Consider the following 15626-nt stretch of genomic DNA (forward strand, 5'->3'; position numbering starts at 1 on the left):
GTTTGCCGCATCAGTCCCCGGCCGCGGACGCATCCTCGACCGCCGTAAAGCGCCCCTGCTCCACGCGCCAGGCGCGCAGTCCCGCGGGCTGCCAGCCGGCGATATCGTCCGGTCGCGCCGTCGCGATGAAGACCTGATGTTCGCGCGAAGACATCTCCTGCAGCCGCCGGGCGCGATCCCGATCCAGCTCGCTGAAGATGTCATCGAAGAACAACACCGGTCTCATCCGGCGCTGACCGAACAGCACGTCGCTGCGGGCCAGGATCATGGCGATGGCTGCGGTGCGGGTTTGTCCCTGCGAGCCGAAAACCCTCAGGTCGACCCCCTCCACAGCCATGGAGAAGTCGTCGAACTGGGGCCCGACCAGGGGCCTTCCGCGCCTGATCTCCGAGTCCATAATATAGTCGATTTCAGTGAAAATCGCGCCCGCCAAATCACCTTCCGGAGGTAATTCTCCACCCCCCAAAACCAGGTATTTCGTGACCGCCTCCAGCCGCGGCCGATAGTCGCAGGACAGCTCCCCGACGGGCCCCGCCAGCTGCTCATGATTGGCCCTGAGCGGCGCCTCGAGCAGCCGCACATACGCCGCCCGCCCGCGACACACCGCCGCCGCATGCACCGCCAACTCGCGGTTCCACGCCGTCAATTCGGCCCGCCCGCGGCCGTTCCCGCCGAACCCCCGTTTTAAGTCGTGCAGCAGCCCGGTCTTCTGCTTGAGCACCCGCTGGCACGCACTCAGGTGCCCCAGATACGCCGGGTCCAGCTCCGACATCCCCTGATCCGCAAACTGCCGCCGCAACTGCGGCGCCCCCCGCACCAGCCCGATGGTGTCGGGATTGAACACCACCGTCACCAGCCTGCCGACCAGGTCGGTCCGCAGCTTCAGCGGTTCGCCATCGACCCTCAGCCGGCGCCCCGCACGCCGGTCCAGCCCGTACTCGCAGGTCACCTGGGCGCCGTCATCCTCCTCCACCTGCAGGGAGACGTGCAGCGCATCCTCCCCGAAGGCGATCATCTCTTCGGGGCGGGCGCCCATGTGGGAGCGGCCGAGCGCGAACCAGCCGAGGGCCTCGAGGAGGTTGGTTTTGCCTTCGCCGTTGCGGCCCATCAGGAGGTTGACCGATGGGGAGAACTGCAGCTCAGCCTCGGCGAGGTTGCGGAAGTGCTGGAGGGTGGCGGAGAGGATGCGCACTTCTCGGGGCTCCGGGGCTGGCTCCATCTTCGGTCTTCGGGGTGCGGGCGCGGCGGCCGGCACGGCAGGGGAAGGATAGGCGATGACGGGGGTGGCGTCGAGGGTGGGGGTGCGTTGCCGGGGGGCGTTGCCGGGGTGCGGTGCCGGGGTGCGACCGCGAGTTGCGCGTCTGATTTCCTGCGACGGTTGACCCGTCAACGATTCCAGGACTTCCAATCGGTCGGATGGGCGCGCGAAATTGGTTGATAGGTCAACCATCTCCGAAATCGGGGCTGCGTAGAGAGCGGTGTCGCACCAATAACCGGTTAGCGTGGCGACGGGCCGCGATCGGCAATGCGGGCGCATCTCTCACGGCAGCGGGACGACTTGCGCCGACGCAAGAGGCCCGAAGGCAACAATCCATATCAAAGCGCCTCCACGAGATCCAGCTTCGTGCGCTGCCCTGGGTGCGGATCTGTGTCTTTCGGCGTTGCCGGTGTGCTATCATCCAGCCGTGATCGCATCCATGCTCCGGGGGTATCCTGATGCCAAAATGGACCATCCTCACCTGCCTGCTGCTGGCCGCCACCCTCTGCCACGCCGGCGAATGCCACGACTATCGGCTTCCGACCGACTCGCTCGACCTGGCCGCCCACGTCACGGACGAGGATGTCCGGCTGCTCGCGGCTGACGGCGATTTCCTGTGCTGGGCCGGCGCCGACAACTCGTTCATGACGCTCCGCTGGGGCCTGGCCGGCCCGGACGGCGCCCTGTTGCCGCAGGGGTCGCACCGCGTGCAGCGTGACGGCGTGGATTACATCGGCAACCACCTCCAGGTGAGCGGGAAGCGGGTGGTCGTGGGCGATCGCTTCGGGGGCTGGCAGGTGGTCGATTTCTCCGACCCCGCGTCGCCGACCGCTCCCTGGGAGGCCCACGTGGGCACGACGATCGGCGGGCCGGTGCTCCGCGGCAACCAGTTGCTGGTGCCGACCAGCGCCGGGTTGGCCGTGCTCGACCTCGTCGCGGGCGGGCCGGCAGCGCTGCGTTCCCTGGTCGACCTGGTGCCGTCTCATCCGGAGTTCGACAACACCGTGACCATGCGCCTGGCGATGGATGGCAGCCGGTGCTGGGCCCTCGTGGAGTACCAGACCGGTAGCGGCGTGGCCCAGTATCTTGTCGTCGTCGATATCGCCGATCCGGACGCCCCGCTGGTCTCTGACGCGCTCCTGCTGGGGTATTCCGATGACTACTTCGCCAAGACCTACTACTCCCTGGCCGCTGACGGCGGCACAGCGATCACAACGCGTCGACTCCGCCGCTGGAGCGGCCATCCGTACGATTTCTCGGACACCTACGAGACCATGATCTTCACCTTGCCCGAGTCCGGGGCTCCCTCGCTGGTGCAGGTCGACGCTTCAGCCACCTGCGGCGACGCGGACATCTCCGGAGATCTCGCCTGGGTCGTCGAGGGGCGCACGCTGCGCTATTTCGAACGCCGCGGCGGCACCTGGTACATGCGGCAGGCCCTTGCCGTGGGCGCCGACGGGGCGCCACGCCTGGCGGCGTCGACCCACGCGGCCTGGAGCGGCTATGGCCGCGCCCTCCGCGCCTGGGCACACAGGATCCCCGATGCATCGCCGGACCTCGGCGTGGCCTACAGGACCCTGGACGGGCAATGCATCAGCCTTGATGTGGTGGGCGACTATCTCATCACGCTGGTCTATGGATACAGCAACAGCGACATCGACCCGTGGAAGATCGTCGTTCTCGACCCGGCCGACCCCCTCCGCATGGCGGCGGCGGAGATTCAGGGCCCGAATGTCTGGCTCGCGTACAACCGCGTCGTCGGTGATCATGCGTACACAAACGGCGGCATCTATGACCTCACCGCGCGTGCCTGGGTCAGCTCAATGTCGCCGGTCGTCTTCGGCGGCACCGGAACCGCACTGTGGGCCTGGGAGTCCCCGGATCGTCTGGTCACCTACGACGCCACCGATCCCGCCGCGCCGGCGCGCCGGTCCGAGTGCTTTGCGATCGACGGGGATCTGTGGGATCTCCCGGTCGTAGCCTCGGCGAACGGGGTAGCCGTCTTCGCCCACCGCGACACACTGATCGCCACCGACATCACCTCGCCGCTCGATCCCGTCGTGACCGACCGCCTGGCCGCACCCTTCGGTGGCGTTCACGCCATGGTCATGGGTGACAGCCTGCTCTATGTCGCCCACGAGGGCGGGTTGTCGGTGGTGGCCGTCGGGCCGGCTGGAACGCTGGCACTACGCGGCCAGGTTAGTGTGCCCGCGTCCGGCCTGTATACGCTCGCGATTGACGATCACCTTCTCTACGCCGTGACGACCACCGGCAGCCGGCTGCAGATCTACGACATCGCCGATCCGGACCTGCCTCAGCTGATCGCCGAGCCGGGCGCTTTCGGATACCATCTCGCGCTGCGCGACGACCTGCTCTACGTGGCCGGCTATTCCACCATCACCGCCCTGCGGCGTCAGTGTTCGCTCGCGGTGCCGGTCTCGCTCCATGACCTGGACCTGGCTTGGCTGGCGGACGCCGCGCGCCTGTCCTGGCGACTCGACGGTCCTTTCACGGCCGTCCGCGTCCTCGCCCGCTCCGGTCATCGCGAATGGGTCGTACCCTGGCGATCGGAGAACGGTCTCAGCATCGCGACCGACACCCGCGCGCCGCTCGGATTCACCGTCGACTACGCCGTGCAGGTCCTGGCCGACAACCAGTGGCTGACGATCGCCGAAGCCTCGCTGGCGATCCCCGGCCCCGCGCTGGCCCTCACCGCGCCGACACCCAACCCGTTCAATGCCGAGACCACGTTCTCCTTCGCGCTCGACGCCCCGGGGTTCGTGGAGCTGTCGGTCCTCGATACCGCCGGCCGCATCGTCCAGACGCTGCTCGCGGAGCCGCGCGCCGAGGGCCATCACCAGGTCACCTGGCGGGGCGATGACAGGAACGGCCGCCCGGTCGCCGCCGGCACCTATCTGGTCCGCCTGACGGCCGCGCACGGCGTCCGCACCGTGAAGGCGGTGCTGGTGAAGTAGGTCGCTAGTATTGCGGACTGGTGTTGCGGAGTTGCGCCGGCGCAACTATCACATCTTTGCCACCACTTGCGCCGGCGCAAGTGATCCCGCCTCAAGAAGCCACACCAGGCCGCCCCTCCTCACGAAAGGCCCCCATGCAACCCCGCAAACTCGGCACCACCGGCCTCGAAGTCTCGCCGCTCGGCCTCGGCTGCATGGGCATGAGCTACTCCTACGGCCCGCCCAAGGACAAGCGCGAGATGGCCTCCCTGCTCGCCGCCGCCGTCGAGCGCGGCGTCACGTTCTTCGACACGGCCGAGGTCTACGGCCCCTACACGAACGAGGAGCTGGTCGGCGAGGCGCTGGCGCCGTTTCGCGGGCGCGTCGTGATCGCCACCAAGTTCGGGTTCGATCTCGACACGCCGCCCGACCTGCGCGGGACGAAAGGCGCTCCGACGCTCAACAGCCGGCCCGCGCACATCGTTGCGGCGGTCGAGGGTTCGCTGCGGCGGCTGCGGGTCGAGTGCATCGACCTGCTCTACCAGCACCGCGTCGACCCCGAGGTGCCCATCGAGGATGTGGCCGGCGCCGTGAAGCAGCTCATCGAGCAGGGCAAGGTGAAGCATTTCGGGTTGTCCGAGGCGGGCGTCGCGACGATCCGCCGCGCCCACGCCGTGCAACCGGTCGCCGCACTGCAGAACGAGTACTCGCTGTGGTTTCGCACGCCCGAGAAGGAAGTGATCCCCGTGCTCGAGGAGCTGGGCATCGGCCTGGTGCCCTACAGTCCGCTGGGGCGCGGCTTCCTCACCGGCCACATCGACGGCAGCACCACCTTCGACAGCACCGACTTCCGCAGCGCCCTCCCCCGCTTCGCGCCCGCGGCGCTGCAGGCCAACCAGGCGCTGGTCGCGCTGCTTCACGCGATCGCGGTGCGCAAGGGCGCCACACCGGCGCAGGTCGCGCTGGCCTGGCTGCTGGCGCAGAAGCCGTGGGTGGTGCCGATCCCGGGCACGACGCGGCTGGATCGCCTCGAGGAGAACCTTGGGGCCCTGACGGTGTTGCTGGCGGCGGATGATCTTGCCGAAATCGACCGCGCGGCGGCGGCGATCACGGTGGTGGGTGAGCGCTATCCGGAGCGGTTGGAGAAGATGACGGGGCGGTGAGCGGCGGTCTCTCTCTACACACTTCTTTTTTGCCGAATGGTTGACCTATCAACTATTTCCCGCCCACGAACGGCGAGTATGCACGCGGTTTAATGGTTGATAGGTCAACCATCCAGCAAAAAAGAAGTGTGTAGAGAGAGAGACCCCATCGCCAGATAACCAGGCGGCCCATTGGCGCCGGCGCCCATAGGTGAAAAGCGGGAGACGCCTTTCGACGCCCCCCGCTGTCCAGCAGGAATCCCAAACCTCACCGCGTCACGAAGATCTTCCGCGTCGCTTCCCTGTCGCCCGCCCGCACGCGCGCGAAGTAGACGCCGCCCGGTACGGGCGCGCCGTCCTCGCGGTTCAGTTCCCAGCGCGCGGTGTGGGTGCCGGCGGGCAGGTCGCTGGCGCCCATGAGCGTGCGCACGCGGTGGCCGCGCACGTCGAACACGTCGACGGTGACCCGCGCCGCGGCGTCGAGGCGGAACTCGAAGCGCGTGGCGCCGGTGGCCGGGTTCGGCACGGCGGGGCGCAGGTCGAGGCCGGCGAAGACGGGTTCGCGCTCCGTCGGCACGGCGCTCGCGACGGGGTGCACGTTGCGCAGGTACTGGAAGGACTGCTGCGTGGCGCTCGTCACGACCAGGTCCAGGTCGCCGTCGGCGTCGAAATCGTTGGCCACGAGGTCGGTTGGGGCAAAGCACACGCCGAAGTCGAACGCGGCGCCGAACACGCCGCCGCCCAGGCCCGGGTGCACCGCGACCTCGCTCGCCAGGCTGAGTGCGGCGGCGTCGAGGTTGCCGTCCAGGTCGAAGTCCTCGACCACCAGGAACTGGCCGAGTTGCGGCGTCGGCACCTCGACGGGCAGGGCGAAGCCGGCGCCACCCTCGTTGATGATGGTCGCCAGCGAGCCCGACGACGACAGCGCGATGATGTCCAGCGAGCCCTCCCCGTCGACATCCCGCACCGCGACCGCGGACGGGGCCGTCACCGCGGCCGCCTGGAATCCGGCGCCGAACACGCCGGGGGCCGTGGCCGGATAGACCATGATCTTGTCGGTGCAGGTCAGCGGCGCCACGATGTCCATCCTGCCGTCCTGGGTGACGTCGCCGATCGCCGCGCCGTTGGGGCACCCGCCGGGAATGTTGATCACCGATGACGGCGAGAACGGGAAGCCGGTGGGCGCGGCGAGGTAGATCAGCAGGCTGTGGGTGAACAACGCTTCGGCCGTGGACTTGTCCGTGGCGCCCCGGGCACCTTTGCCGGCCGCTGCGGTCTCGCCGCCGCTGCTGCAGATCACGACCAGGTCGTCCAGTCCGTCGCCGTCCAGGTCGCCGGCCACGACGTCGATCGGCCACTGGCCCGTCGCGTACGGTTGCACCGGGGCAAAGCCACCGGAGCCGTCGTTCAGCACCACGATGACGACGCCGATGTCGGAGATGACGGTGGCGTAGTCCGGCGCCGCATCGGCATTGAAACGTCCCGTCGCCAGCCCGGAGGGCGGAAAGCTCAGGCTCGTCACCGCGGGCGCGTCGAAGGCGCCGCCCAGGCGCGCGAACGTCTCCACGGCGCTGATCGACTTGTTGATCGTCACCGCGTCCTCATCGGAGTCGCTGTCGATGTCGCTGAAGACCAGCGCATCGGCGTAGTCCGCCGCGAGCTTCACATCGAACCCGAAGGTGCCGTCGCCATTGCCGTGGGCCGCGATCAGCGCGGCGCCGTAGTTGCCGCAACCCAGCACGTCGGGCACCGTGTCGCCGTCGAAATCCACCAAGGCCAGGACGCTGTAGTTGTGCGTGTCCGGCGGCAGGGCGTTGCCCAGCACCGTGAACGTGCCGCTGCCGCCGTTCAGCAGCACGTACGTCTGCGGGCCGACAAGGATGAGGTCGCGGTCGGCGTCCCCGTCGAGGTCGTCACAGGCCACGACGAAATTGGCCGAGCCCGCGGCGCCGCCGTAGAAGATCGGCGTGCCGAACGTCTGGGCGCCGGTGTTCAGGATGACCGCCGCGCCCGTGCCGTCGGACATGCCGATCACCACGTCGCGCAACGCATCACCGTTCAGGTCGGCGATCGCGGCCGCCGAACCGATCGCCTCACCACCGAGCGGAATATTCACCGACGACGCGATGGCACCGGTGCCGTCGCCATAGAGCACCTCGGCCAGCGCCACCGCATCATGCGACAGCACCATGTCGTCATGGCCGTCGCCGTCCAGGTCGCCTGTGGCCACGGATGTCGGCGAGGCCTCGGTCACATAGGTCGTCGCCGGCGTCAGCGTCCCACCGCCGGCACTGCCGCCCAGGAATGTCTCCAGCGTGGACAGGATGTACGACACCGCGACGAGGTCATCCTGCGCGTCGCCGTTGAGGCTGGCCGCCGCAAGGAAGATCGCCCCGAACGGCGCCGAGCGCGCCGCAAATCCGGAGCTCCCGCCGGTGCCATCGCCGAACAGCGCGATGACGTTGCCGAGTTGGTCGAGGCCCGCGACATCGCGGTGGCCATCGCCGTTGAAGTCCCCCGCCACCAGCGATGTCAGCAGGTCCGAGGTCCAGCTCCCGGCCGCACTGAACGAATGGTCGGCATTCTGGCGCATGAAGACCAGGTCGGCGGTCGGATTCGAGATCGCGACCACGGCATCGACCAGGCCGTCCTCGTCGAAATCGCCGTGCGCCAGCGAAATCGCCTCCACTCCCGCGGGATACTCGCGGAACGGGGCCTCGAATTCGGGGATGGCGCCGGCGGTGGTTACCCCGAAGGCGACCGCGGCGACCGCAGCCAACAATGCGCGGCGAACGGAGGGAGTGCGGCGGCGAGACGGCATGAGCTGTCCTCCACGGTGATGTGAAACGAAAACGCCCACTTACCGTCGACCATCAGGCCGCGCCGGCCCGGGCGCACATGTGATGTGAACTGTGCCAACCGTGGGTCATGGCGGCGGTCCCCCGTGGCCGCGCCATGTTCCGTGATCCCTGCCTCGCCGACCCTGCCCCCGATCTCCCCCCGGGCACATGCGGGCAGGCTAGCATGGCCGGGGTGGCGGTGTCAAACGGGCGGCAGTGCGCGCAGCTTGCGCCGGCGCAATTATCACAGCCCCGCGAGACTTGCGCCGGCGCAATTATCACAGCCCCGCGAGACTTGCGCCGGCGCCATTCCATGGAGAAGGCGAGCACTCGCCCCTCGCACCGGACCAGCCGCGCGTCGCACGCTTCGTTTTCCGCGAAGGATGACCTGTCAACCATTCCAAGCCCGCCAACAACCCGCCTAGGGCCCCTCAACTTGTTGACACGTCAACCAACCCGCAAAACCAAAGTGTGAAGAGAGAGAACCCGCCCCACCCCCACTTGCGCCGGCACAACTGCGGGCACAAAAAAACCAACCCCGCTGCGCATCACCGCAACGGGGCCGGCCATTCCGCAAACAACGCCGCAGCGTAACCCGCTAATCCCCCGCCAGCCGCAACGGCATCAACAGACAAAGCACGCCCGTCTCTTCCCCGGTCTCGTGCACCGGCTTGATGAGCGCCGCGCTCTGCGAGTCCTTCAGCGACAGGACCACCGACTCGGCCTGCAGGTTCTTCAGGATGTCCTGGAGGTAGGCATAGTTGAAGCCGATCTCCATGGGGTCGCCCTGGTAGCTGACCTGGATCTCGTCTTCGGAGGTGCTGCCCTCGGTGCCGCGGGCGGTCAGTTCCATGCGGCCGGCCTCGACGCCCAGCTTGATCTGGCTGGTGACGCGGTCGGCGGTGATGGCGACGCGGCGGATGGACTGCGCGAAGTCGGCCTTGTCGACGGTGACGTGCTTGTCGTTATCCTTCGGCAGCACGGCCTGGTAGTCGGGGAACGGGCCCTCGAGCAGGCGCACCTGGAGCACGGTGCTGCCGGCGCGGAACGAGCTGGCTGCCGCCGATGAAGATGTTGATGTCGGTGTTGGCGGCGTCCTCGTCCCTGGCGGCGGCGGCGATGCGGGCGATCTGGCGCAGGCCGTTCGTGTCGACGATGAGGTTCTTCTCGCCCGTGAACTTCCACTCCATGGGGCGCAGGCTGCGGGCCAGGCGGTGGGCGTCGGTGGCGACCATCGTCAGCGTGGTCGGGCGCACTTCCCAGAGGATGCCCATCAGCGCGGGGCGCGTCTCGTCGCGCGAGACGGCGTAGGCGGTTTCGTTGATCATGTTGATGAGCGTGTCGGCGTTCATCGCCAGGCCTGACTTCTCCTCCGGCTTCTTGAGCGCCGGGTAGTCGGCCACGTTCATCGTGTTCTCGGTCAGGCGCGACTTGCCGCTGGTCAGCGTGATCTGCTCGCCCTTCTGCGAGATCGTCACCGCGCCCGGCCGCAGGCTGCGCACGAACGGCACGAACTTCACGGCGGGAATGGCGATGCGGCCCGGATCCTTGACCGTGGCCTTCGTCGTCGTCGTCGTGATCGAGATGTCCAGGTTCGTGGCCGAGAGCGTGAGGCTCTCCTTCGTCGCTTCCAGCAGGACGCAGCTGAGGATCGGCAGGGTGGTCTTGCTCGGGACCACGTTGGCGATGACGTCGAGGGCCTTCTGCAGGTCCTCCTGCTGGATTTCGAACTTCACGATCCGGGCCTCCGGTGGGAGTGTTGCCGTCGTTCTTCGCGGAGGGCCATGATAGGCGATGGCCGCCGGGCAGGCAAGCATGTGATCCGGCTTCCGGGGCTCCCTCTGAGTCCATCTTCTTCATGAAGATTATATATAAAGTAGTCGTAGATATAGGGGTCGGGGATAACCGGGATAACTCTGCGCATCACGCCGTGGCGCGACCACCGGACCGCTTTCAGGCACCTCGCGGCGCCGTCCCGCCGGGGACAACCATGGGCTCTGCCGACCCGCAACCCGGCCCTTATCCCCCACGCCGCCGGCGACCCGTATTTGACCCCGCTCGCACCGCTGCTTGTCCGGAGGTCATCCCCGAAGTTATCCCAATGATATACAGTGTGCGGGGCGCATTTAAATCTGACTTCGATCACCGCCAACGCCTCCCTGCGGGCTTCGACACCTTCCCGAAAAGTAGCGACCTCCCGCAATACGACCTCCCCAAAAGCCACGACGCCGGCCCCCTTGGGAACCGGCGTCGTTGCTGTGCCCTGTCCGTGTGGGGGTGCGCCACCCGGTCAGGTTCTCCTCCCGCGGACCTTGTCCTGAAGGTCAAGGACGTAGCCGCGGAAGCGCGGGTCGTCGCTCATGTCCTTGCCGATCTTCTGGCACGCATGCGCGACGGTGGAATGATCGCGACCGCCAAAGGCGCGGCCGATCTGGTTGAGGGAGGCGCCCGTCATCTCGCGTGACAGGTACATCGCCATCTGACGGGCCCGGGCCAGGTCCTGGGTGCGTCGCTTGGACTTGAGCTGATCGACGGTCACGTCGGTGGCGTCGGAGACGACCTTCATGACATCGGCGATCTTCACAGGCCCGGATGAATTCCCCTGGAAAAAGGAGGAGAGGACCTCGGAGGCCATTTCCAGGGAGATTTCACGCCCCGTCAGACTAGCGAAAGCAAGCAGGCGGATCAGCGCCCCCTCAAGCCGGCGGATATTGTCGGTGATATTCTCGGCGATATAGGCGATCACCTCGTCGGTGATGTAGATGTTGTTCGACTCGACCTTCCGCTTCAGGATGGCCATGCGCGTCTCGAGGTTGGGCGGCTGGATGTCGGTGATGAGCCCCCACTCGAAGCGCGACCGCAGCCGCTCCTCCAGCGTCGTGATCTCCTTCGGCGACCGGTCGGAAGTCAGGATGATCTGCTTCTTCAGGTCGTACAGCGCGTTGAACGTGTGGAAGAACTCCTCCTGCGTGGACTCCTTGCCGGCCAGGAAGGCGACGTCGTCCACCAGCAGCACGTCGACGCTGCGGTATTTCATCTTGAAGTCGGGCGTCCGGTTGTCGCGGATCGACCCGATCAGGTCGTTCATGAAGTTCTCGGCCGTGATGTAGGCGATGCGCCGGCCGGGATGCTGCTCGGCGATGGCGTTGCCCACCGCGTGCATCAGGTGCGTCTTGCCCAGCCCCACCCCGCCGTGGATGAACAGCGTATTGAAGTGGCTGCCCGGACTGCGCGCCACGGCGGTGGCCGCCGCGAACGCCATATCGGTACCCGACCCCACCACGAAATTGGCGAAGGTGTAGTCGGGATTCAGGTTCATGAGCTGGGCGCCCGCGAGATGTCGACGGGGACGCCGCCTGGACCGGCGCCGGGGCGGGGCGCACCCCGCCGGCGGCATCGACCCGGCCGGCGGGCGGCCGGTCTTCCGGGTCGGGGGTCAGGTCCGGGGCCAGCGGGGTCAGCGCGTTGGGCGCCCCCTCCTGGATCTTCAGCGTAAAGACGACGTCACGTCCGAAGCAGGTGGCGCCGGCCTCGTTCAGGACCGCCAGGTGGTGCTCGCTGAACCAATCCATGAAGAAGTGGTTCGGGCAGGCCACCTTGAGCGACCCGTTGGGCGAATTTTCCGGCTGCAGGGGGGCAAACCACGTGTTGAAGGTCTGCTGGGCGACCCGTTGACGGACGACATCGAGGATTTCCGGCCAATAAGCGTCCAGGTCCGACATGGACTCCCCACACCCCGAGGGGGTAACCGCGCCGTCGCGCCTGGGTTGTCCACACATGGGACAAGGCGCCAACGGCTTGTTGTTGATGAGGATAGGCTGTGTCTGGCCCGGAAGAACAAAAAGTTATCCACAATTATCAAGGCCTGTGGATAACTTATTGCGCCCCCGTGTTGGGTTGTTCTCTATCCGCGGCGAAGCTAGCATGTGATTTCGCGGCCGGACAAGAATTTTCTCCGGAAATTTACAGCCGCCCGCAGTCCATTAGAATAGAGGCAGTTGCGGCCCTGGAAAAAATCCTGCCGCCCCGGGGGCCCGCCCTGCCGGACGGGAACCGGCTTCCGGCCCTGTGGATAACCCGGTGTTTTCCTTGACACTGCAGGGACGTGTCGCTAACATTCGGGGCTGTTGCCGATTGTTTGACCGCAGTCGTTGTTGACCGCAGACTGAGGAGAGATCCGTGAAGCGGACGTTCCAACCGAGCCTCATCAAGCGTTCCCGCCGGCATGGCTTCCGCAAGCGGATGTCCACGCGGGGCGGCCGCCTGGTGCTGAGCCGGCGCAGGGCCAAGGGCCGCAAGCGCATTTCCGCCTAGTTCCGCCCAGTCCCCGACGGCGGCCCCGGCCGCGACGCAGGCGGGTGATCATGAGCGGAACCATCGCCTGGCGCTCGCTGGTTCGACAGGGTGAATTCCAGAAGGTCTACGCTGGAGGCGCCAAGGCAGTCGGGCGCCTTCTGGTGGTCTATCTGTTGCCGGCTGCCGAGCCCGCCCGAGCCGTTGTCGCCAGCCGCAAAGTGGGCGGCGCCGTGCAGCGGAACCGGGCCAAACGTTTGTTGCGTGAAGCGTTCCGCAAGGGTACGCTCGGCAACGTGGCCGCTGTGAGCGGCCTTTCGCTGAGGCAGACCGAAGCCGCGACGCCCCTGGAAGGCGCCGGCGCGCCGCCGCAGAGCCTCTGGGTCGTGCTCGTCGCCCGCCGCAACATTCTCGCGGCCGGCATCATCGACGTGCAGGACGAACTGGATCGGTTGCTGCGCGCGCTCCTCGAGGCTTCGGGACCGGATGCTTCGTGACGAAACGCATCGCTGACGCCTGATCGCTGCCGCATTGGCGCCGCCCTGCCGCGCCTCCTGCCGCCGCCAGCGTCGCCGCCGCCGTCACCGACCCCGGTTGCCTCGCCATTCAACCGGTGCACCCCGCCCGCCCCTGTATTTCCTGCCAGGGCGACGCACCACACAGGACCGTATGTGGCGTGTGCCATACCTGCTGATCCTTGCCTACCGGCGGGTGCTGTCACCCTGGCTGCCGCCGGTCTGTCGCTTCCACCCATCGTGTTCCGCCTACGGCGCCGAAGCGTTCCGCACGCACGGCCTGTGGCGTGGCGCCTGGCTCACCCTGCGTCGGGTAACGCGCTGCCATCCCTGGCATCCCGGCGGCATCGACCCCGTGCCGCCCCGCCGCGGGGCCGCCGGCACATCCCACGACGACGCGACCCCGGGGCCGCGCGACCGGCACGCCTGCTGTGCCATCACCAACGGAGACATTGCCCATGGATAGGCGCCCGATCATCGGCTTCGTGCTGATCTTCCTCATCATCATCGGCTACTACTTCGTCATGGGTCAGTTGTACCCGGCCAAGCCCGTTCCGCCGAAACCGGCGACCGAAGCGGTCGCCGACAAGCCCGGTGCCGCCAGTTCGACTTCCGCTGAACCGACAGCGGTGCCGAAGGCCGTTCTGGAGTCGCTGCTCAGCTCGTACGTGGCCGGCGCCGACAGCATCCCCGGCGCACCGCTGACCATGGAGCAGGCGCTGGTGCCGCAGCCGGCGGCCGGCGGCCCCGAATCCGTGACCGTGACCACGCCGCTGTACCGTGCCCGGATCGACATGCGCGGCGGCGCCATCGCCGGCTGGGAACTGCTCGAACACAAGGCGTGGCGCGGCGGGCCGGTGCAGCTGGTGCCGCAGGGCGGCGTGGAGGGCGGCGCCGACAAGATCATCTTCCGCGCGGCGGAACTGGACCTGGCAACGTTCCCGTACACGGCCGACCAGGGCGACCTGACCCTGAACGCCGGCGACGGCAAGCGCACCCTGACCCTGCGCGGCACCACGCGCGGCGGCCTCGAGGTGCGGAAGCTCTTCACGTTCGACCCGGCGGCGTACGGCGTCACGGTCGACCTGGAGCTGGGCGGCGACGGCGTGGCCGTGGCCAACCTGATGGCGCAGACCGGCACTCCGGAGGCGATGCGGTTCGGGTGGAACCGCGGTATCGCGCTGGTCGAGCGCAATGAGAAGCAGGAGCGGGGGATGCTGCGCGCGTTCGCGAGCATCGGCGAGGACCTGCACCTGAAGAAGCGCACGGACCTGAAGAAGGACGTCGCGAAGGTCGAAGGCCAGTGGACGGGCTCGGTCCGCTACGCCGGCCTTCAGGACCGCTATTTCATGATCGCCGGTATCGTTCCCCGGGAGCAGGGGGAACCGGTCGAGGCCACGGTGCGGCTCGGCGGGGACATGGCTCGACAGGCCCAGACCTGGGCCCTCGACCTGCCCGCGCGTCGCGGCGAAGGTGGCGGTCTTGCCGCCGCGCGCCTCGAACTCTATGTCGGTCCCCAGCAGGCCGATCTGCTCACCGTCTACGGACAGGGTCTGGAAAACGCCATGGACCTGGGCTGGAAGTGGGTGCGCCCGCTTTCGAAGCTCGTGCTCTGGGGTATGGACCTGCTGTATCGGGTGATCCCGAACTACGGCGTGGTGATCCTCATCTTCTCCATCGTGACGAAGCTGATGTTCTACCCGCTCACGCAGACTTCGACCAAGTCCATGAAGAAAATGGCGGAGCTTCAGCCCAAGCTGAAGGCCCTGCAGGAGAAGCACAAGAACGACAAGGAGAAGCTGAACGCGGCGACCCTGAAGCTGTACCAGGAGGAGAAGGTCAATCCCCTGTCCGGCTGCTGGCCGCTGCTCGTCCAGTCTCCCGTGTTCATCGCGCTCTACCAGGCGCTCAGCCACATGGTCTCGCTGCGCGGCCAGCCGTTCTTCGGTTGGATGCGGGACCTGTCGCAGCCTGATGCGCTGATGGTCATGCCTTTCGGGCTGCCGTGGGACCTCAATGTCCTGCCGTTCCTGATGGGCATCGCCATGTACTTCCAGACCAAGTACACCCCCAACACCGGTGGCGGCCAGATGGCCATGCTCAACACGCTGATGCCGGTGTTCATGATCTTCATCTTCTACAACATGCCGTCCGGCCTGGTGCTGTACTGGTTCGCGCAGAACGTTCTGCAGGCGTACCAGTCGTGGCGCATCTTCAAGACGGCGGACAAGAGTGGAGGCGTTGTCAACGCATGAGTGAATCAATCGAAACCAAGGGCAAGACCGTCGACCTGGCGGTGTCCGAAGCCCTGCTGCAGCTCGGCCTGCGGCGGGACGAAGTCGAGATCAAAGTTCTGGAAGAGCCCCGTGCCGGGCTCATGGGATTCCTGGGCGCGCGGCAGGCCAAGGTCCTGGTCTCCAAGCGCCAGTCCACGCGCGGCGGCCGCGGCGGCGGTCGCGATCGCCGCAACGACGACGACCACCGCGCGCACGACCTGACCGCCAGCGGCGCCTCGGGCCGCGGTCGCGGCGGCTCGCGCGGCGGCCGCAGCGGCGGTCGCGACGAGGGGCGGAGTGGGCGGCCTGAAGGTCGCAGTGATGGCCGCAGCGACGGCCGGAGCGACA

The 15626-nt window shown here is 67.4% G+C and carries 11 protein-coding genes and 2 pseudogenes; 7 read left to right on the plus strand and 6 right to left on the minus strand.

Annotation, left to right across the window (positions count from 1 at the left end; genetic code table 11):
- Window positions 1-10 precede the first annotated feature (10 nt).
- Entirely contained in the window at window positions 11-1390 is a 1380-nt protein-coding gene (recF, locus tag IPG61_08710; GenBank protein MBK6734158.1) for a DNA replication and repair protein RecF, read from the minus strand.
- A gap of 326 nt (window positions 1391-1716) precedes the next feature.
- Here recF and IPG61_08715 point away from each other — a divergent pair, with 326 nt between their 5' ends.
- Both IPG61_08715 and IPG61_08720 read left to right on the plus strand, forming a co-directional pair.
- The gene (locus IPG61_08715; GenBank protein MBK6734159.1) at window positions 1717-4233 is read left to right on the plus strand and encodes a hypothetical protein; all 2517 of its coding nucleotides are present in this window, start codon (window positions 1717-1719) and stop codon (window positions 4231-4233) included.
- A gap of 134 nt (window positions 4234-4367) precedes the next feature.
- Entirely contained in the window at window positions 4368-5375 is a 1008-nt protein-coding gene (locus IPG61_08720; protein MBK6734160.1) for an aldo/keto reductase, read from the plus strand.
- Between the two features lie 247 nt (window positions 5376-5622).
- Here the strand turns inward: IPG61_08720 and IPG61_08725 are convergent, their stop codons facing one another.
- From IPG61_08725 to IPG61_08745, 5 genes and pseudogenes are all read right to left on the minus strand, one after another.
- Entirely contained in the window at window positions 5623-8175 is a 2553-nt protein-coding gene (locus tag IPG61_08725) for a VCBS repeat-containing protein (GenBank protein ID MBK6734161.1), read from the minus strand.
- Window positions 8176-8792: 617 nt separating this feature from the next.
- Window positions 8793-9224: a hypothetical protein gene (locus tag IPG61_08730; GenBank protein ID MBK6734162.1), complete on the minus strand. Its 432-nt coding sequence runs from the start codon at window positions 9222-9224 to the stop codon at window positions 8793-8795.
- Window positions 9160-9930 carry a DNA polymerase III subunit beta gene (gene dnaN / locus IPG61_08735; GenBank protein MBK6734163.1) on the minus strand — a complete coding sequence of 257 codons (771 nt, stop codon included), beginning with the start codon at window positions 9928-9930 and terminating at the stop codon, window positions 9160-9162. Before dnaN ends, IPG61_08730 begins: the two co-directional genes overlap by 65 nt.
- Window positions 9931-10484: 554 nt before the next feature.
- Complete coding sequence (gene dnaA / locus IPG61_08740) at window positions 10485-11513, minus strand: chromosomal replication initiator protein DnaA (GenBank protein MBK6734164.1); 1029 nt, start codon at window positions 11511-11513, stop codon at window positions 10485-10487.
- Window positions 11514-11721: 208 nt separating this feature from the next.
- Window positions 11722-11973, minus strand: a pseudogene (locus IPG61_08745) (hypothetical protein).
- A 400-nt stretch (window positions 11974-12373) separates the two neighbouring features.
- Here IPG61_08745 and rpmH point away from each other — a divergent pair.
- The 5 genes and pseudogenes from rpmH (at window position 12374) to IPG61_08770 (ending at window position 15418) form a co-directional block, all read left to right on the plus strand.
- A complete protein-coding gene (gene rpmH, locus IPG61_08750) occupies window positions 12374-12508 on the plus strand; it encodes a 50S ribosomal protein L34 (GenBank protein ID MBK6734165.1) in 135 nt (44 codons plus the stop codon).
- Window positions 12509-12558: 50 nt separating this feature from the next.
- Window positions 12559-12984 carry a ribonuclease P protein component gene (gene rnpA / locus IPG61_08755; GenBank protein ID MBK6734166.1) on the plus strand — a complete coding sequence of 142 codons (426 nt, stop codon included), beginning with the start codon at window positions 12559-12561 and terminating at the stop codon, window positions 12982-12984.
- 172 nt (window positions 12985-13156) lie between these two features.
- Window positions 13157-13468 (plus strand): membrane protein insertion efficiency factor YidD, encoded by a 312-nt coding sequence (yidD, locus tag IPG61_08760; protein ID MBK6734167.1) that lies wholly within the window; start codon window positions 13157-13159, stop codon window positions 13466-13468.
- The gene (yidC, locus tag IPG61_08765) at window positions 13461-15257 is read left to right on the plus strand and encodes a membrane protein insertase YidC (GenBank protein ID MBK6734168.1); all 1797 of its coding nucleotides are present in this window, start codon (window positions 13461-13463) and stop codon (window positions 15255-15257) included. Before yidD ends, yidC begins: the two co-directional genes overlap by 8 nt.
- Window positions 15254-15418: pseudogene (locus tag IPG61_08770) on the plus strand (Jag N-terminal domain-containing protein). Before yidC ends, IPG61_08770 begins: the two are co-directional and overlap by 4 nt.
- The last annotated feature ends 208 nt before the right edge of the window (window positions 15419-15626 follow it).

This window comes from bacterium (assembly GCA_016703265.1).
Taxonomy (GTDB): Bacteria; Krumholzibacteriota; Krumholzibacteriia; order LZORAL124-64-63; family LZORAL124-64-63; genus CAINDZ01.